Raw genomic sequence first — 17,474 nt, forward strand, 5'->3', positions numbered from 1 at the left:
CCGCCACCGCCAGCAGTGCTGTGCCCCAATCGAAAGCGCCAGGAAAGCCACAACTTTAACGATCGAACCGGGGTAAGGTCTGTGCTCATGTGGTACGCGGTCTTGGCTTATCTAATGTGGGGCGGTTTTGCCGCCTACTTCCCACTCCTCGAGCCTGCGACTCCCGTGGAGATTCTGGCGCACCGCATTGTGTGGACCGCCGTGGTGATGGTTGCCCTGATCTTTGTCACCAAAGCAGCGCAAGAACTGCGACGCGCCGACCGAGCTACCTGGCTCCTAGTGGTACTTGCCGCAGTTTTCATCGCGGTGAATTGGCTGACCTATGTCATCGCTGTGAACTCCGGGCATGTTGCCGAGGCCGCATTGGGATACTTCATTAACCCCTTGGTCAATGTCGTGCTCGGCATGCTGGTGCTCCGGGAGCGGCTGCGTCCACTGCAGCAGCTCAGTGTGGCTATTGCGGCGATTGCCGTCATTGTGCTGGCTGCGTTGTCCGGGCAACCGCCGCTTATGGGACTCACACTCGCGTTCTCCTTTGGCATCTATGGCTTGATCAAGAAGCGGATTCAGCTCTCCCCGGAGGCCTCGCTGGCAGCGGAGACGGTGGTGTTGTTTCCGGTGGCGCTGGGCTATCTCGGTTACCTCACGCTGCAGGGCACGTCAACGTTTACGGGGCACGGCGCGGGACATGTCGCGCTCCTGATCTCCTCTGGCATCATCACCGCGCTTCCACTATTGCTCTTCAATAAGGCCGCGCAACTCATCCCACTGTCGACCATCGGAATGCTCCAATACATGACGCCAACCATGCAAATGCTGTGGGCAGTGTGCATCATGCAAGAGCAGTTGGAGACGGTGCGATGGCTCGGCTTCGGAATCATTTGGGTCTCGGTGGGCATCTTCCTCACCGACATTTGGCTACAGCGCCGAGCAACGCGCGCTAATCGACGGCAACCGGCCTGACACCAAAGCGCCCCCAAGCTGCCCCTTGCGGCAATACCTCGATTGCGCCGAGCTGCGGGTTGTCAGCCAGTCCGCGGAAGAGCTCAGCATCGTCATAAGCGATCACCCCGACGATATTCTTCGCGGGCGGGGTCCAGCGCTCGAATACCTCGATTCGGGTTTCCGGGGCAACTGGTTCCGGAAGTGCTTGCGGCTTTTCGTCTGCAAAGACCACCCCACTCACGCGTTTTAAGTGGAGCTGCTCAACAAGCGCCCCGGCGTGCTCAGCTGGCAACGGCTCGGCGAAAGTAATCATCGCCCAGGAGGTTCCGGAGGCTCCGACTAGGCTGTGGTCAGCGCGCTGCTGATACTGGCTGTAGCTCTCGCCAGTATCTTGACCGAGCACGTCGCCGTTTTTCAGCATCGGTTTGGAGGTGCGATCATCAAAGCTGGCCATTATCACAGCGCCGATGATTAACAAGGTGCAGAGCAGTGCAAGCACCTTTCGCACTCTGGCCGCTGTCATGAGCGCAGCTCATCCAAGGCATGCTGGAGATCTGGTGGATACGGCGATTCAACTTCCATGTAGCGGCCGTCGGCGGGATGGTGGAACCCGAGCTTCACCGCATGGAGCCACTGTCGTGATAGTCCCAAGCGCTTGCTGAGCTTAGGGTCAGAACCGTACATCGGGTCGCCACAGCACGGATGGTGGAGGGAAGAAAAGTGAACGCGGATCTGGTGAGTGCGCCCGGTTTCTAGGTGCACCTCAAGCAAGGTTGCTTCCCGAAATGCCTCGATGGTTTCGTAGTGCGTCACTGAGGGCTTACCGCCGGTGGTGACGGCGAATCTCCAACCAGCTGAAGGATGCCGACCAATCGGGGCATCGATGGTGCCCGTGAGCGGATCCGGGTGGCCTTGCACCAAAGCATGGTACGTCTTCGACACGGTGCGATCGCGGAAAGCACGCTTGAGAACGGTATAGCCACGCTCCGAGGCGGCCACCACCATCACTCCCGAGGTACCGACATCAAGTCGCTGCACAATCCCCTTGCGTTCCGGCGGGCCCGAAGTGGAAATTCGGAAACCCGCGGCGGCCAGTCCACCTACTACGGTCGGGCCTTCCCAACCGACAGTGGGATGCGCAGCCACACCGACGGGCTTGTTCACCGCAATGAGATCCTGATCTGAGTAGAGGATATCCATCCCCTCGACCAATTCTGCCTTTGGGAGTAGGGGCTGTTCCGGTTCCGGAAGCGTGACATCGAGCCACGCGTCGGCGCTGAGGCGATCGGATTTTCCGACGCTATGGCCGTCGACAAGCACATCGCCGGACTCGGCCAGCTCTGCAGCTATCGTGCGGGACAGGCCCAGGAGCTTAGCCAATGCCGCATCCACGCGCATCCCTACGAGGCCTTCTGGCACTGGTAACTGACGGTTCTCACGCATGCTGCTCCTCTCTAAAAGCGCTGATGATGAAGCAGAGCACACCAACAGTGATACAGGAATCTGCAATATTGAACACCGCGAAGCTACCCACCGAAATGAAATCAACCACGTGGCCAAAGTAGAAGCCAGGCTCCCGGAAGAGCCGGTCGATGAGATTTCCCAGGGCGCCACCTGCGATGAGGGCGAGTCCTGTGGCCTGCCACGGCTGGCGTACTCGGCGGGCAAACACTGCGATCCCCAAAACGAACACCAGCTGGATGGTGGTGAATAGCCATGTCGAGTTCTCCCCCATCGAGAACGCCGCACCGGGGTTGAACAGCAGGTAGAAGCGGAACCAATCGCCAAGGATTGGCATAGCAACCCCGGGGTCCAGAAGGTTCAGCATGATGGCTTTGGTGCCTTGATCCACCGCTGCCGCCACGATGGCTATCGCCGCCATCGGAATAACATAGCTCCTACCTGTAGCACTCACGCGTTCCATCATTCCCTATCTCGGGGTGGATTTTCTATTCGGTCCTCGCCAGCAGTCCTGCCCGAACCTAGTACCGTAGTCACTTATGAAGAAGTCGCTCGCGTCCTGTCTCGCCGTCACCCTGTCCGTTTTTGCGCTCACTGCGTGCGGTAATGATGCCCCACAGCAAAGCGAAGAAAAGGCGGTGTCGTTGCCGGTCGACGCCCCCAAGGTGGCGCTTATCGACGCCGGTGTAGGCGACGCACAGGTCCTGGCCTTTCACGATTCCGGCGCAACCCAACAATCCGCGATTGAGATCTCGGATGGTTTTGAACAGGGCACGGGTACCGCGGCGGATATTGCTGCCGAACCTGCCACTGATGCCAACGTGGATACGCTGAAAGCCACGCTCGATGCCGCTGTCTCTGCGCAGTCTCCCCGAGATGTCACACTCAAGTTGCTGAGCCCAACCCACTCTAAGCCCGAGTTTGCGTCGGATACCCAGTCGACAGAGGGTTTCGAACTCGCCTGGACCGGCCAACCAACAGGACGCGCTGAGACGGTCAGGCTGTCTGCCCCAACTGCAGCCACTGATCAGGGCCGTGCGATCGCCGAGCTCTATTTGATGAAGCTGTTGGCGCAGCCGGTGATTTTCCCCAGCGAACCCATTGCTCCAGGCGCAAAATGGACGGTGGAAAACCGTGTCACTGGTGATTCCACGATGCTACGCAGCACTACGTACACGTTGAACTCCCGCGAGGGAGATGTCGCAGATATCGCCGTGGAAGTCTCCGAACGCCCGGCAGTAGCTGCCTTGAGCCTGGCTGATCAAGGCCTCAATTCTGAACTTAAGGTTGTGGGTACCCACTCCACAGGTTCTGGCTCATTACAGGTAGACCTGCGGAAACCGCTGCCGGTAGCTGGCTCCGTTGACCTTGCTACCCGAGTGCTTTATGGCGAGGATGACAAACCCGCGCGTGTTTTCCAGGATTTCATTTCCAAAATTGACTACTCCTAGCTAGAATTTAAGTCATGGCATTTTCCTAATACCCCGAGCAACCATCCGCTTCGACCTTAGGAAACTCAGTTATGCCTTCTTTCATTAAATCCGACCGCGTCAGCTTCTCTTATCCTGACCGCCGCGTCCTCACTGACATTTCTTTCACCGTCAATGCTGGCGAGATCGCAGGCCTTATCGGAGAAAATGGTGCCGGGAAATCCACCCTGCTTTCGTTGCTTGCAGGCGGAAAACCGGATGCTGGCACCTTCACTGTCCCCGATAGGCTCGGCTTCATCACGCAGGAAACCACCTTGGCGTTTGATTCGCCGGTCGGGGCGCTTATCGACGAAGCCGTCGCGGAGATCCGGCAGTTGGAAACGGAGATTGAAGAGCTCAGCGCCGCGATGTCCACTCGTGATGTCACCGAGGAATTCGATCGCGCGCTTTCTCGGGCTGAGCAGTCTCAGCTATGGTCACTGGATTCCCGAATCGAGCAGGTACGCGCGGGCCTCGGCCTCAGTGATATCGATCCTGCGACTCCGATCCATCAGCTTTCCGGTGGTCAACGACGTCGTTATGCACTGGCGGCGCTCCTCCTGCGCCCCGTAGACGCCATGCTGCTCGACGAACCAACTAACCACCTCGACGATGCCGCCGTGGACTTCCTGATGGCCGAGCTCGCCAGCTTCCCGGGCCCCATCATTGCGGCTAGCCATGATCGCTGGTTTCTCGATCACTGTGCCACAGACATCATTGATCTCGACCCCGCGCTCGGTGCCGAGGGCGGCTACGGGGAAGATTCCCGGCAAGGTGCGTTGTTCCACGGTTCATTCAGCGAGTATCTTGCCTGGCGAGCTGCTGCCCGCACCCGCTGGGAACATGACTATTCCATTCAGGAGCAAAATCGCTCTGAGCTGGAAGGAAAGCTCGGCATTAGCGAAGGCGACATCTTTCACTCCACAGAGGCCAAGTCTGAAACGCGGGTGTCCCAGAAGTTCTTTGCAGACCGCGCCGCTAAGACTGTCGGCAACCGGCTCAAAGCCACCCGGAATCGCCTCGAGGAGTTGGAGCGCTTCGAAATTCCGCCACCACCGCCTAAGTTGTCCTTCACCGGAGCGTTGTCTGTGGCTTTCAAACCCCGCCCAGAGGCCCTGCTCCGCCTAGATTCGGTAGCCGTTACTGGGCGGTTGCGGACAGTGAAGCTGGAGATGTTTGCGGGCGATACTCGGCTCGTCATCGGCCCCAATGGTGCGGGTAAATCGACGTTGCTGGCAATTGCTGCGGGGCTGCTCTCCCCGGACTCTGGCGAGCGAGTGCTAGCGGAGGGGGTGCGGATCGGATACCTGACACAGGACTCTGAATGGGAATCGCTGGAGGCGACTCCACGCGAACTTTGCCCAGAACTGGTCGAGCTTGGGCTGCTGGATGAGGATCGCATGCACAAGCCACTGCGGGAGCTATCTCTGGGACAGCAGCGTCGCGTAGCGATCGGCATGGTGTTAGTTGACCCACCAGAAGTCCTGCTTCTCGACGAGCCCACCAACCACATCGCCTTGGCTCTAGCGGAAGACCTGGAACACGCACTCGTCAACTACCCGGGCGTGTGTCTGATTGCTAGCCATGACCGCTGGCTGCGTAACCGCTGGCCGGCAGGCATAGTTGAGATTTCACCGCTGTCGGCTGACAACGAGATTTCTTGAGGATTCCTCCCCACAAACAACAGATCCCGCCTTCGGCCACATTGTGGACCGGGCGGGATCTCGAAATTTGGGGGTTTAATTCTTTAACGGGCAGGTAGACATCCCGAGGGCTCGATATAGCGGACAAAACCCTGCTGCTGCAGTAACTGCCATAAGTACTGCCAGCGCCCAGAGGATCACCTGCAGGGGGCCGGTAGCAACGGTTGCTGCACAAATACCAGCAACGATAGCGAGCACACCGCGAAGAGTGCGGTCAATGGTTCCTTCGTTTTTAGTCATGCAGAAATCTTAGAACGCTTTGACTAACTTCTAACTACATAGAGATAGGTGTCACGTCCTCATCAGTGTCCTCGTGATCACACTTAAGGAGTTGGGGTAGCGGCCTGATCCTTACACATTGCCGGAACCTGTTCGGGAGCAACCGTGTTGGTGATCAAAGTACAAGCCCAGCTCTGGGAGAGCTTCCAGGTGCCACCATCGTAAATAAACTCCACATTGTCGGCGGCCTGTGGCTCACGGTCTGGAAGGCTGAAGTTCACCGTCGCAAGAACAGAATCTGGGGTGTAGCCAGGCAGGATCGGATCTACTACCTGGAAGTCTGCGCCGGACTCGGCCTTAGACTTGGTCATGGTTTCAAAAAGCTCTGGCGCGGTATCGCCACCTTGAACGGTTACGATCTTCTCTTCCACACTTGCGCTCGGATCAGTTGCCTTAGCCAGCACAGCGTTGAGGTCCGCAGCGCTTGGCTGAGCCGGAGCTGCCCCCTTAGCGGAGGTCGACTTAGCAGCGGAGGAAGTCGATGTTTTGCTTCCTGAGGCATCGTCACCGGAACAAGCGGTGAGGGAAAGCGCAGCGGCGAGGACGGCTGCAGCAGCTGCTGTGGTGGAAAACTTCAACGAAATCTCCTTGTAAGTAATGGGCGGTGAGCGATTCTCGGGCTATGGGTCTATACAAAACTCACCGCAGGCGTGTCGACGATAATAACACGTGTAACTTAAGTGTCCCTAGGTAAAACCTGTGCCCGCAAGTGTGGCACCCTAGTGGTATGTCTGCTGAGAACGCGCCTTTAAAAGTAGTTGTGCTCACCACAGGTGGCACAATCGCCTGCACAACGGACGAGCACGGTGTGCTCAACGCCACTGTATCTGGGGAGGATTTGCTCCGGCCAGTTGCACGTCGATTCGCGCCTGGCACCATCGCGGTGGAGGTACGTGAATTGGAGTGCATCGATTCTTCCACCATGACGTTTGCAGATATCGACGCCATAGTGAACGCTGTCGGCGATGCACTCCGCGATCCGAGCGTTTCCGGTGTTGTGGTCACCCACGGCACCGACTCTATGGAAGAAACCGCCGTAGCCGTTGATACCTTCCATAATGACTCTCGGCCAGTGGTATTCACCGGAGCGCAAAAGCCCTTCGATCACCCAGAAGCCGACGGCCTGAACAACCTGTTCGAAGCGCTCATCGTGGCAAGTGATGCCTCCGCACGAGACATCGGCTGTCTTATCGTATTCGGACGCGCCGTCCTCGCGGTTCGGGGCGCCACCAAGTGGCACACCACTGATGAACTAGCATTCGCCACGAATGGGCCGGAAGAGCCCACTCGGCCGGATCCAGTACCGGCCACTGCGCTAGCCAAAGTCAATGTTCCAATCGTCACCGCCTATCCCGGTGCAGGACGAGAAGTTCTGGATCTTTATCGCGAGCAGGGCGTAGACGGCATCGTCGTCGAAGCCATGGGATCCGGCAATGTTGGGTCCGTGTTTTCTCAAGGGCTGACCGAGGTGCTCGCTGCCGGCGTCCCCGTTCTGATTAGCACCCGCGTTCCACGTGGCGAAGTGGCTTCCACATACAGTGGCGCCGCAGAGTTGGCTCAAAAGGGCGCCTTGTGGAGCAGCTACTTCCGGGCGCCGCAAGCTCGAGTCTTGCTCGCCATTTCAGTTGCTAGTGGCCGTCACCTGGCGACTCTTGTGTAGCAAACCAATCTTCCCAATCCAAGCTATCTAGCGGATCGGCTGCCACCAGGTCGGGGTCATCGATGGCGAAGCTGCGCGTCTTCCCCCGGTCGGTGCTTCTGGTTTCAAAACGCACGGATACCACGCCGTGTCCTGCCCCTTGTACCCAGCCGTGCCCGAATTCGGGATGGTACACATCTTGCGTGCTGTGCCACACCGCGTCCCCGGCCGGGCTGGCGGAGGTACTACTAGTTACCGACACCACTCCTCCCGCATTGGTGTCTCTCACCCCAGCCTCATATTCCTGCGACTCCACTACCACGACATTCTGATCCAATTCAGGAAACAGCACGTCTTGACGCTCGGACTCCAACCCAGAGAAGGACACTCCGATGAGCCGGATCGGACCTACTTCCTCTGCGTATCGAGTTAGCTTGCGCGCGCTTGCATGCAAGGTGCTCAGGTCGTCTGTGGCATAAGGCAGCGTAAGTGAGCGGGATTCGCTCGCGAAGGTAGCCAGTTTTGTCTTCACTGTTACCGTCCGGGCGCCACGGCCGTCGCGAAGCAACCTCCGGTGCGCTGATCGAGCCGAACGTTCTACGGCGGCATCGACTTGCGCACGCGTGGTGAGGTCCTCTGGATAGGTGTGTTCCGCCGATACTTGTTTCGCCTCGGCACGTGGCGCCACGGGTCGGTCATCGTTTCCGCGGGCAAGATGCCACAATGCCACACCGACATTCTTGCCCAGCGAAATCTCCACGTCCCTGCGGCTCATGGCCGCAAAGTCCGCAATCGTCGCCACGCCTTGTTGTTTGAGCTTCGCCTCCGCAACGGGACCGATCCCCCATAATTTGCGCACTGGCAGGGGATCAAGCAGCTCATGCTGCCGATCCACTGGCACTACAAACACCCCGTCTGGTTTCGCCTCGCCGGAGCCGATCTTGGCAAATTGTTTGCCGGAGCCCGCGCCTATCGACGCCGGTAGCCCTGTTTCCGCTTTGATCAACGCACGCAGCTCCTCGGACCACTCGCGTACCTCTTCTGGGCTCGCCCCGACCAGCTCCGCTGGCTCCATAAATCCCTCATCAATGGAGAGTTGCTCGACGATCCCTGCCCGCGCCCGAATGATCTCAAATACCCGGCGCGAAGCTGTTGCATATACCGCGTGGCGTGGCTGGACTGTGACTACCCCAAAACCGACCAATGCCCGTGCTTGGTACATGGGCATCGCACTCTTGGCACCGAATGCCCTTGCCTCATAGGAAGCGCCCGCCACTACCCCACGGCCGGACAGTCCGCCGACGAGCACAGGTCGGCCACGCAGCGTAGGGCGAGTCAATTGTTCGACGGAGGCGAAAAACGCGTCCATATCGATATGTAGCACCCAGCGTTGCATGCTTTTCAGCATAACTGGGCTTAGATTGCTGGCAATCGCCGCGGGTTTAACCACTTATGAGCAAGCTCAGGCCCATGGCTGCTACAGATGGCTCTCCCCAGCCAAGCGCCCGCGCACTTATGGGTCTGGACTTGTGAGTCTGGAGTTAAAAATCAAGCTTGGAGAGCAGCTTCTGCGCCCGCTCCTTCGTGGCATCGTCATCACGCGGCCCTGCAAACAGCTCATCAAGGTCTTTGGTGGTGATACCACCGGAGATCTGATTGAGTGTGAGTCGATCCCGACGTTGCAGCGCAGTCTCCCGAAATACTGGCACAACATTCTGCGGCAACTCTGGGCCATCGTAGCCATTGCAACCAGTGGCGTTCGAAGGGTCGGTAGCCATCATCGTGTTAGGTAGTGACCCGACCATCGCCTGGTAGACCTTATCGCGCCACGTGCCATCGTTGGGATCAAGTCCCTTTTCCTTATCGCGCTGATACTGCGCTGACAGCTCCTGCGCCAGTGCGGGATCGAGGTAGAACAGCAGCTCCCCAGTGCAGCCGAGCACTAGGTCGGCATCTCCGCTTTGGAGACGCTCGAGGCGCGGTTTTCTATCAGAAGCGGTTTCTGATTCCAGGTATGCTTCCTTGCCACTGCGCACAAAGGCCCCGGTAACTACCTCCCCCAAGGCCTTTTGTTGGTATCGGTCACCGTTGATGGAAACAGTGATCGAATCTGTTTCTGCTTCGCGTGGCCTAGCGGAAGGCTGGGGCGTGCCCCCAGTCACAGTACTCCCCAGCAGCACCAACGCTGCTAATCCGAATGTCAGCCATTGACGCAGCGGCATGATGCCACTTAAGGAGGTGCTGCTCGGCTGTTGCATTGTTTGTTCACTCCGAAGGGTGGGAAGATTGACTAGGTCTACATCTTACGAGAATCAGTTGCTTTCACAATTCTTTCGGCAATTGCGCGCTGCTGTCACTTGACCACTTGGTGGCCTAGAGTTGTAAAGTCTTCTTGTTTTTAGTCGCAGTTTCACATCGCGCTTGACCCACTGGGTCAGGGGAAAGGGAATTTTATGGCGAATAATTTCCCGCTGTCCAAACGGCCACGCTCACTAGCGGTGCCGCTATCGGAGTCCCCCGAAGCACTGAGCAGGTTGCGGATACCGGCAGAAAGAGCGATCGAACGCTGTGTGGTCTATCGCGATGGCAAGCCCGTACGCGGCGCGTTCAACTACCGCGAAGCGTTGGAGGAGGTTCGCCGTACTGGTGAGGGCTACGTGTGGCTGGGACTCTACGAGCCGGACCAACACCAGATGGTGTCAATCTCTCAAGCCTACGATGTCCACGATTTGATAGTTGAGGATGCCGTCGGCGCTCGGCAGCGCCCTAAGGTGGAACGCTACGGTGACCAGTTCTTCTTTGTCATCCGCAACGTGAAGTACACCGATGACGCGATGGTTAATAACGCCAAAGAGATTATCGAAACTGGCGAGGTCCAGATGATTGTGGGCCCTGATTTCATTATCACTGTTCGCCACGGTGAACAGTCCACAATCACTGGACTCAAGAAACGCCTGGAGCGCGACCCTGAACAGTGTGCGCTGGGACCCTCTGCCGTGGCTTGGCTGATTGCGGACGTGCTTGTCGACGACTACATCCGCATCGCCCGACTGCTTTCCAACGACGTCGACGAGTTGGAGAACGAGGTCTTCTCCCCCGACTCCAGTTTCGACATTGAACAGATCTACCGTCTCAAGCGAGAGATCCTAGAGATGCGTCATGCCATCGACCCCCTGGCACCAGCACTACGTACGTTGACCGCAAACCAACACGGGTTGCTTTCCGAACAGATCAGTAGCTACTTCGTGGACGTGCTGGACCATGAAATTGCTGCCATGGATCACATCGCCTCGCACGACGAGCGGCTGTCTTCGCTGATTAACGCGGGTGTGGCAAAGGTATCTATTCAGCAAAACGCAGATATGCGTCGCCTGTCCGCCATAGTTGGTATGGCCGCGGTCCCGACGATGATCGCCGGCATTTATGGCATGAATTTTGAGAACATGCCAGAACTGAAGACCCAGTACGGATACTTCATCGTCCTGGGTTTGATGTTGCTGTCTGTTTTATTCATGTGGGCGTTCTTCAAGAAGAACAAGTGGCTCTAGTTACTCGGCTAGCTTTCCACCTAGGTTCGCGCGGGCGATGACATCTCGCGCGACGCGGGCGTGTTCAGGGGAACACAGGACGTCATAACGCCCCGCCACAATTTGGGTTCGGGAACTAAAGTCTCGTTTTCCCTGAGTGCTGGCATAACTAACGGCAGCAGAGACTACGCCAAAGACCACGCCCATGATGATGCCAACAATCAGCGGTGCGAGCCATGCGTCGTTGAACAAGCCGATGAGTAGACCGAAGAACACGCCCATCCACGCGCCCGAAGCTGCGCCTCCGGCAAGAACTCGGCTCCATGTCAACCGCCCGACTACGCGCTCTACTTCCATGAGGTTGACGCCTACGATAGTGAGCTCACTAACCGGAAAATCACCCTTATCTGAAAGCATGTCCACGGCCGCTTGGGCTTCCACGTAGGAAGTGAAGCTGCCGACGGGCCAGCCGGTCGGCAACGGGCGGGGATCGAGTGGTGTGGGGCCAGCGGTAGTCATCGTTTATTCCTTCAGGGGTTTATTGTGCTTCATCGGAACAACGCCTAATGCCTGGCTTTGGTTCCACTTCTTAAGAAGCAACCCCAGTGCCGCACTGAAGTAGAATGGCACGTTATGAGCACTACTACCCGCGTGTACGCTGGCCGCCTGAATGGAATGATCGTCCGTGGCCCCGATGCCGAAGCGATCGGCAGGGTACGCGACGTGGTGGTCAGCATCCGGCCCACCTCACATCTCTCCCGCGCCCTCGGCTTGGTGGTGGAGATGACCAACAAAAGGCGCATCTTCGTGCCATTGTTGCGGGTGGCCGATATTGCCCCAGCGGACATCACCTTGGCCACCGGTTCGGTATCCATGCGCCAGTTCAAGCCGCGCTCCGGTGAATCCACCGTTTTGAACGACCTCATCGGGGCAAAAGTTCATATTGATGATCCAGAGCTTCCACAACTGCATGGCAAGCCGGTGGAAATCGCGGACGTGGAGTTGGAGCGCACGCGCACGCGGGACTGGGTCATCTCTAGACTCGCAGTTTTTGGCGAGCGTCCAAAGTTTGGCCGTCGAGCCGACCTGCATGTAGTTCCGTGGTCTCATGTGTTGGGAGTTACTGCGGGTGGCCTAGGTTCCACCGATGCTACCGCGCAGATTATCGCCTCTTTCGACGACATGCGCCCAGCGGACATCGCTACGGTCATGCATGAGATGCCTACGCTGCAGCGGCATCAAGTGGCTGAGGAACTCGATGACGAACGCCTCGCCGACATCATCCAAGAGATGCCGGACGATCACCAAGCAGAGATCATTGAGTCCTTGGACATTGAGCGCGCAGCAGACATTTTGGAAGAGATGGACCCGGATGATGCTGCCGACCTGCTCGGCGAGCTGCCAGATGCTAAAGCAGATGTCCTGCTGGAGTTGATGGATCCTGAGGAGTCGGCCCCTGTTCGTAGGCTGATGACTTTCTCCCCCGACACCGTAGGCGCCCTGATGACACCAGAGCCGCTGATCCTCACCCCACAAACGACGGTGGCGGAGGCCCTTGCTATGGCTCGGCACCCGGATTTGCCCACTAGCCTCAGCTCATTGATTTTCGTCTGCCGGCCGCCAACAGCCACCCCAACCGGCAAGTACCTGGGCTGCGTCCACCTGCAGAAACTACTAAGAGAACCCCCCAGTTCACTCATCGGTGGCATTCTAGATCCGGACCTGCCGCCGCTTTATGCCAACGACACCCAGGAAACTGCGGCGCGCTACTTTGCGATGTATAACCTTGTCTGTGGCCCCGTGCTTGACGACGACAAACACTTGCTCGGCGCAGTCGCCGTGGACGACCTCCTCGACCACCTCCTGCCCGAAGACTGGCGCGAAGTAGGTTTGCGACCAGACCCACATTCTTCCGAATCGATCACCGCTGTACAGCAGTAAAGGAGGCCTCCCGTGGCTGATAAGCGCGCGACACTAGACACCCCAGCCGTCGGCCAGCGCCGGAGTCTCCTGCGCGTTGATGCGGACGCTGTGGGCGCCTTCGCCGAAAAAGTCGCTCGACTTTTCGGCACCGGTGAGTATCTGTTCTGGCAAACGATTTTTGTCATCATCTGGATCGCACTCAACATTGGCGGTTGGGCGTGGAGTTGGGACCCCTACCCGTTTATCCTGCTCAACCTAGCTTTTTCCACCCAAGCTGCCTATGCAGCACCGTTGATTCTGCTGGCGCAGAACCGCCAAGAAGACCGCGACCGCTTAGTTCTTGCGGAAGATCGGCGACGTGCAGAAGAAACGAAAGCTGATACTGAGTTCCTCACGCGTGAACTCGCAAGCGTTCGTATCGCGATTGGTGACAATGTCACACGCGACTACTTAAGACGAGAGTTGGAGGAACTCGGCAGCGTGCTCGAGCGCATTGAAGCCAAACTTGATGATGAGTCTGCAGCGCGAATCGCGCGTGACCACGATGCCGCACTTACCGATGGTTCCGAGCTCTCCGAGCCCCGCCATGGCGATGTGGCAGAAAAGTCCTCAGACGCAAGTTCGGACGAGTAACCGCGCGCGGTACGATGGGCTCCGTGAGTACAACGATTGCTGAATCTAAAGTCCGCGAGGCCCTCGCCCGCGTCGACGATCCCGAAATCGGGAAACCAATTACTGAGCTCGGCATGGTGAAATCAATCACTGTCGATGGCAACGATGTTGCAGTGGAAATATATCTCACCATCGCTGGCTGTCCTATGAAGACGACGATTGTGAACAACGCAGAAGCCGCTATCAAGGACATCGAAGGGATCGGTGCCGTACGCGTCAGCACTGACGTGATGAGTGATGAACAACGGCGCGAGCTGCGCACTTCACTACGCGGACACGCTGACACCCCAGAAATTCCATTCGCAAAGCCTACGTCCACGACGCGGGTGTTCGCCGTTGCCTCCGGCAAGGGCGGCGTGGGTAAGTCCTCAATGACGGCGAATCTCGCGGTCGCATTGGCGCAGCGCGGCCTGCAGGTGGGTGTGCTGGATGCCGACATCTACGGGCACTCGATCCCTGGCCTTTTTGGCACGACTGAGCGCCCCACCGCTGTCGACGACATGATCATGCCGGTCCAGGCACACGGCGTAAAGATGATCTCCATCGCGCACTTCACAGAAGGCAACGCCCCTGTGATGTGGCGTGGCCCTATGCTGCAACGAGCCATCCAGCAGTTCCTCGCCGACGTCTTCTGGGGCGATCTTGATATCTTGCTGCTCGACTTGCCGCCAGGTACAGGCGACGTCGCTATCGCCGTAGGCCAGCTCCTACCATCAGCTGAGTTGCTCGTAGTAACTACTCCGCAGGTCGCAGCCGCCGAAGTAGCCGAACGGGCAGGCACAGCCTCCCTGCAGACTCACCAGAAGGTGGCAGGCGTCATCGAAAATATGGGGGCTATGGTGCTCCCCGACGGATCCACCATGGATGTGTTCGGCAGTGGCGGAGGCGAACAGGTGGCAGAACGGTTGTCCACTTTGACCGGCTCGGATGTCCCTTTGCTTGGTCAGGTTCCGCTAGATCCCGCGCTACGCGTGGGCGGCGATAGCGGAGACCCAGTAGTAGTCTCTGCACCAGACTCCCCTACCGCGAAAGCCATCTTCGCGATTGCGGAGGCGCTACAGGTACGTCGCGAATCCCTCGCAGGCAAACCCCTCGGCCTGGAGGTCACCGCCGAGTAGCGGCGCAACTTAAAAGCAAATTCGCCTGCATTGTGGATCCCATGCAGGCGAATTTGCTTTCAGTGCAGTTTGAGCACCCAACTCAAACGACGTAATTTTTGTGGTTAGGTGATGTCTGCCCAGGAAAATCCGGCGCTAGCTGGCGGATCTTTCCGGTCGTCCTTCGGAGTGTCTGGGCGTTCTACCTTATTGGTTTCCGGCGACGTCGTGGTGGCAGGGTCAGTGTCATACAACTCAGCTCGAGCGCGTTCAGTGCGTCCGGCCGTATCCTCTTCAGACATGATCTTCTTGGGGTCGAAGGCATCGAAAATGGAGTCATCGCCGTCGAGAAGCGTCTTGGTCAGCGCAGCTCGCGGCCCCAATTTGGTCAAGGTGGCTAGCTCCGCAACGGGTTTCCGGAAGTCATCAAACTCCGATCCAAACTCATCGCTGAGGTCAGCTTTCGCATTATTAATGGCGGCCCGGGCAGCATTCAGCGCAGCTCGGACATCCGTAATGACCTTCGGGAGTCGCTCGGGACCAATGATGATAAGCCCGACCACAAAAATGACGAAGATTTCGCCCCAACCTACATCGCTAAACACTGTTCCTACTCTAGTCTGCTTTGCGGAGGTTGTCGTGCACGCCCAGCGGCTGCGCGCTATTTACCTTGATTTCGACGCACGGCACGGTAGAACACCTCAACACGATCAATCAGTGTTTCCCCTTTAGGGTGCGCTACTTCTTGTGCATCGGGTCCCTCTGGGCAAGACTGCGCAATTGATGTCAGCTTAGCCATCAGCGTCGAAGGTACAGAGATATCTTCCTCGGCAGCCTTGCGTAGCTGTTCGGATGCGCGTCGTTGCTGGTTGACCTCGGCGCGACACTCTACACAGTGCACCAAATGAATGCGGGCACGGTTCATCGCTGTGGAGCTCAACTCATTGTCCACAAAGCCAGCTACTGCTTCAGAACTGAGGTGTTCGACCGAGGCGAATTCGCGATGCCCGCGCTTACTCCTTTTGGGAAGTCCATGGGGAATGGAAATCATGCTGCGTTGTCGCCTCCTTCCTCACTCTGAATGGTCTACTGGCAAGTACTTCCCAGCCTAACCTCTTGTGGGGAGAAGGAGCTGCGCTGCTTCATTCGTCTTAGCCGCGGCTTCCAAATATGTCCTGATCTGAGAACGTCCACGGTGAATCCGGGAGCGAACTGTTCCCAATTTCACACCCAGCGTATCGGCGATTTCGTCATAAGACAGCCCCAATACGTCACAGAGCACCACGGCTACGCGAAACTCTGGGCTGAGTAGATCGAGGGCTTCCTGCAATACTGGGTCCAAGTTAGACACCGAGTATGCCTGCTCTGGGGTGAGATCGGTTCCCGGAACGCGGTCATAGTCCTCTGGCAAAGCTTCCATTCGAATCTTGCTGCGATGGCGCACCATGTCCAAGAAAAGATTGGTAGTGATGCGGTGCAGCCAGCCTTCAAAAGTGCCCGGCTGGTAGTTCTTCAAGGAACGAAACACCCGCATAAAGGTTTCTTGCGTGAGGTCCTCAGCATCGTGCTGGTTTCCTGAAAGACGATACGCCAGGCGGTACACACTGTCTGCGTGCTCCGCCACGAGTTCCGCCCACGTCGGCATATCCGCGTGGCCAGCGTCGAAGGCTGCAGTCCCCGTCAGGGGTGCTGTCTCCTCGCCCAAAACTGCATCTTCAGGGCCAACAGCTGCTGGCTCGAGCGCATGTGTGGACTCAAATGGACTCATAAGGGTATTGTGCCTGATCTTTCTGTCTCAGCACCACTTTTACTTTCGCTAGCCTTCTGTAGCTAGCTCACCGCGGTGCGCTCAACACTATGTATAACTGTAGCGGGTGAGACTTTGTTCCACTTTGCCCTAAAACTAGCTGAGTAACTAGTTACTTCTTGATAACGTTCCCTCATTGATCTCAACTTGCCCACCAGTCACAACTTGCGACGATACGGCACGCAAATCAACCACCTTGGCTAGGAAGCGACCTAAACTGAGCTTTGTGACTGATACTGCCCTGGAAACCCTACGTTCCTACATCATCGACACCACTGAGACTTCTCCTGCCTTGGAGACTGCGTTGCAGCACGCGGAGGAGTTTCATTTGCGCATTCCAGATGCGATTACGGGTTCCCTCCTATCCACCTTGGCAGCGGGCGCCAGCACCCCTGCAGCCGCTGGTGCTATCGCCGTTACCCCTGCCGCTGGAGTTGTTGGCCTATACCTGCTCAAAGGCCTTGGCGAAAAGGGACACTTGACGTGTATCGACCCCGAGTCTGAGCATCAACGCCAGGCGAAGGCGTGTTTCCAGGAAGCAGGCTACCGTCCCGCAAAGTATCGCTTCCTCCCCTCTCGTCCACTCGAGGTTATGGGCCGCCTGGCCAACGATTCCTATCAGCTGGTGTACGGCGACGTTGCACCAGTTGATCAGCGGGCATTCTTCGATTCTGCCTGGCCGCTGCTCTCTGCGGGAGGGGTATTGGTGCTGGCTGATTCGCTTCTCGACGGCACGGTATCTGACACCAGCCGGACCGACCGGGATACAGCAGCAGCCCGCGACATGGATGCTTATCTACGGGATCTCCCCGAGACACTGGTAACTCGGCTGCCACTCGGTGCTGGAATAACTATCGTCCACAAAGCTGAATAGCTTACTGCCACAAGTAGATTGACTGCGACATAACAAAAGCCGCGACCATTCAGGTCGCGGCTTTTACGTTACTATCCT

General features: G+C 57.7%; 20 protein-coding genes. 9 read left to right on the forward strand and 11 right to left on the reverse strand.

The features are described from left to right. Nucleotides 1-87: 87 nt before the first annotated feature. The gene (gene rarD / locus WG915_RS02240; protein WP_339563740.1) at nt 88-963 is read left to right on the forward strand and encodes an EamA family transporter RarD; all 876 of its coding nucleotides are present in this window, start codon (nt 88-90) and stop codon (nt 961-963) included. On the opposite strand, the gene WG915_RS02245 is transcribed toward rarD, so the two are convergent. The 3 genes from WG915_RS02245 to lspA are packed head-to-tail and all read right to left on the reverse strand — an operon-like array spanning nt 941 to nt 2,869. After that, entirely contained in the window at nt 941-1,468 is a 528-nt protein-coding gene (locus tag WG915_RS02245) for a hypothetical protein (protein ID WP_339563741.1), read from the reverse strand. The genes rarD and WG915_RS02245 overlap by 23 nt on opposite strands. Beyond that, nucleotides 1,465-2,388, reverse strand: coding sequence for an RluA family pseudouridine synthase (locus tag WG915_RS02250; RefSeq protein WP_339563742.1), 924 nt, complete (start codon nt 2,386-2,388; stop codon nt 1,465-1,467). The genes WG915_RS02245 and WG915_RS02250 overlap by 4 nt, the downstream gene beginning before the upstream one ends. Then, nucleotides 2,381-2,869 (reverse strand): signal peptidase II, encoded by a 489-nt coding sequence (gene lspA, locus WG915_RS02255; protein WP_445227770.1) that lies wholly within the window; start codon nt 2,867-2,869, stop codon nt 2,381-2,383. The genes WG915_RS02250 and lspA overlap by 8 nt, the downstream gene beginning before the upstream one ends. A gap of 76 nt (nt 2,870-2,945) precedes the next feature. On the opposite strand from lspA, the gene WG915_RS02260 reads away from it, so the two are divergent. Next, nucleotides 2,946-3,857, forward strand: coding sequence for a DUF6263 family protein (locus WG915_RS02260; protein ID WP_339563744.1), 912 nt, complete (start codon nt 2,946-2,948; stop codon nt 3,855-3,857). A 71-nt stretch (nt 3,858-3,928) separates the two neighbouring features. Beyond that, entirely contained in the window at nt 3,929-5,539 is a 1,611-nt protein-coding gene (locus tag WG915_RS02265; RefSeq protein ID WP_339563745.1) for an ABC-F family ATP-binding cassette domain-containing protein, read from the forward strand. A gap of 75 nt (nt 5,540-5,614) precedes the next feature. Here WG915_RS02265 and WG915_RS02270 read toward each other — a convergent pair whose 3' ends face one another. After that, nucleotides 5,615-5,818 carry a YgaP family membrane protein gene (locus WG915_RS02270; protein WP_339563746.1) on the reverse strand — a complete coding sequence of 68 codons (204 nt, stop codon included), beginning with the start codon at nt 5,816-5,818 and terminating at the stop codon, nt 5,615-5,617. 83 nt (nt 5,819-5,901) lie between these two features. Further along, a complete protein-coding gene (locus WG915_RS02275; protein WP_339563747.1) occupies nt 5,902-6,435 on the reverse strand; it encodes a hypothetical protein in 534 nt (177 codons plus the stop codon). 149 nt (nt 6,436-6,584) lie between these two features. On the opposite strand from WG915_RS02275, the gene WG915_RS02280 reads away from it, so the two are divergent. Continuing rightward, nucleotides 6,585-7,517 carry an asparaginase gene (locus WG915_RS02280; protein ID WP_339563748.1) on the forward strand — a complete coding sequence of 311 codons (933 nt, stop codon included), beginning with the start codon at nt 6,585-6,587 and terminating at the stop codon, nt 7,515-7,517. On the opposite strand, the gene WG915_RS02285 is transcribed toward WG915_RS02280, so the two are convergent. After that, the gene (locus WG915_RS02285) at nt 7,486-8,892 is read right to left on the reverse strand and encodes a DNA polymerase IV (protein WP_339563749.1); all 1,407 of its coding nucleotides are present in this window, start codon (nt 8,890-8,892) and stop codon (nt 7,486-7,488) included. The two genes, WG915_RS02280 and WG915_RS02285, sit on opposite strands and share 32 nt — an antisense overlap. Before the next feature lie 145 nt (nt 8,893-9,037). Beyond that, nucleotides 9,038-9,754 (reverse strand): hypothetical protein, encoded by a 717-nt coding sequence (locus WG915_RS02290; protein WP_339563750.1) that lies wholly within the window; start codon nt 9,752-9,754, stop codon nt 9,038-9,040. A 195-nt stretch (nt 9,755-9,949) separates the two neighbouring features. On the opposite strand from WG915_RS02290, the gene corA reads away from it, so the two are divergent. Further along, on the forward strand, nt 9,950-11,044 hold the full coding sequence (corA, locus tag WG915_RS02295; RefSeq protein WP_339563751.1) for a magnesium/cobalt transporter CorA: 1,095 nt from the start codon (nt 9,950-9,952) through the stop codon (nt 11,042-11,044). Here the strand turns inward: corA and WG915_RS02300 are convergent, their stop codons facing one another. After that, the gene (locus tag WG915_RS02300) at nt 11,045-11,542 is read right to left on the reverse strand and encodes a general stress protein (protein WP_339563752.1); all 498 of its coding nucleotides are present in this window, start codon (nt 11,540-11,542) and stop codon (nt 11,045-11,047) included. It abuts the gene before it with no gap. A 114-nt stretch (nt 11,543-11,656) separates the two neighbouring features. On the opposite strand from WG915_RS02300, the gene WG915_RS02305 reads away from it, so the two are divergent. From WG915_RS02305 to WG915_RS02315, 3 genes are read left to right on the forward strand one after another with little or no spacing between them, the layout of a single operon-like run. Next, nucleotides 11,657-12,964 (forward strand): magnesium transporter MgtE N-terminal domain-containing protein, encoded by a 1,308-nt coding sequence (locus WG915_RS02305; RefSeq protein ID WP_339563753.1) that lies wholly within the window; start codon nt 11,657-11,659, stop codon nt 12,962-12,964. A 12-nt stretch (nt 12,965-12,976) separates the two neighbouring features. After that, nucleotides 12,977-13,579, forward strand: coding sequence for a DUF1003 domain-containing protein (locus tag WG915_RS02310; protein ID WP_339563754.1), 603 nt, complete (start codon nt 12,977-12,979; stop codon nt 13,577-13,579). 23 nt (nt 13,580-13,602) lie between these two features. Beyond that, a complete protein-coding gene (locus WG915_RS02315; protein WP_339563755.1) occupies nt 13,603-14,736 on the forward strand; it encodes an Mrp/NBP35 family ATP-binding protein in 1,134 nt (377 codons plus the stop codon). A gap of 104 nt (nt 14,737-14,840) precedes the next feature. Here WG915_RS02315 and tatB read toward each other — a convergent pair whose 3' ends face one another. The 3 genes from tatB to sigE are packed head-to-tail and all read right to left on the reverse strand — an operon-like array spanning nt 14,841 to nt 16,483. Next, on the reverse strand, nt 14,841-15,320 hold the full coding sequence (gene tatB / locus WG915_RS02320) for a Sec-independent protein translocase protein TatB (protein WP_339563756.1): 480 nt from the start codon (nt 15,318-15,320) through the stop codon (nt 14,841-14,843). Between the two features lie 56 nt (nt 15,321-15,376). Further along, nucleotides 15,377-15,766, reverse strand: a complete 390-nt coding sequence (locus WG915_RS02325; protein WP_339563757.1) for an anti-sigma factor family protein — start codon at nt 15,764-15,766, stop codon at nt 15,377-15,379. 57 nt (nt 15,767-15,823) lie between these two features. Then, the gene (sigE, locus tag WG915_RS02330) at nt 15,824-16,483 is read right to left on the reverse strand and encodes an RNA polymerase sigma factor SigE (RefSeq protein WP_339563758.1); all 660 of its coding nucleotides are present in this window, start codon (nt 16,481-16,483) and stop codon (nt 15,824-15,826) included. A 265-nt stretch (nt 16,484-16,748) separates the two neighbouring features. Between sigE and WG915_RS02335 the strand changes: the two genes are divergently transcribed. Further along, nucleotides 16,749-17,396, forward strand: coding sequence for an O-methyltransferase (locus WG915_RS02335; protein ID WP_445227764.1), 648 nt, complete (start codon nt 16,749-16,751; stop codon nt 17,394-17,396). Nucleotides 17,397-17,474: the final 78 nt, after the last annotated feature.

The organism is Corynebacterium sp. H128, assembly GCF_037482625.1.
Taxonomy (GTDB): domain Bacteria; phylum Actinomycetota; class Actinomycetes; order Mycobacteriales; family Mycobacteriaceae; genus Corynebacterium.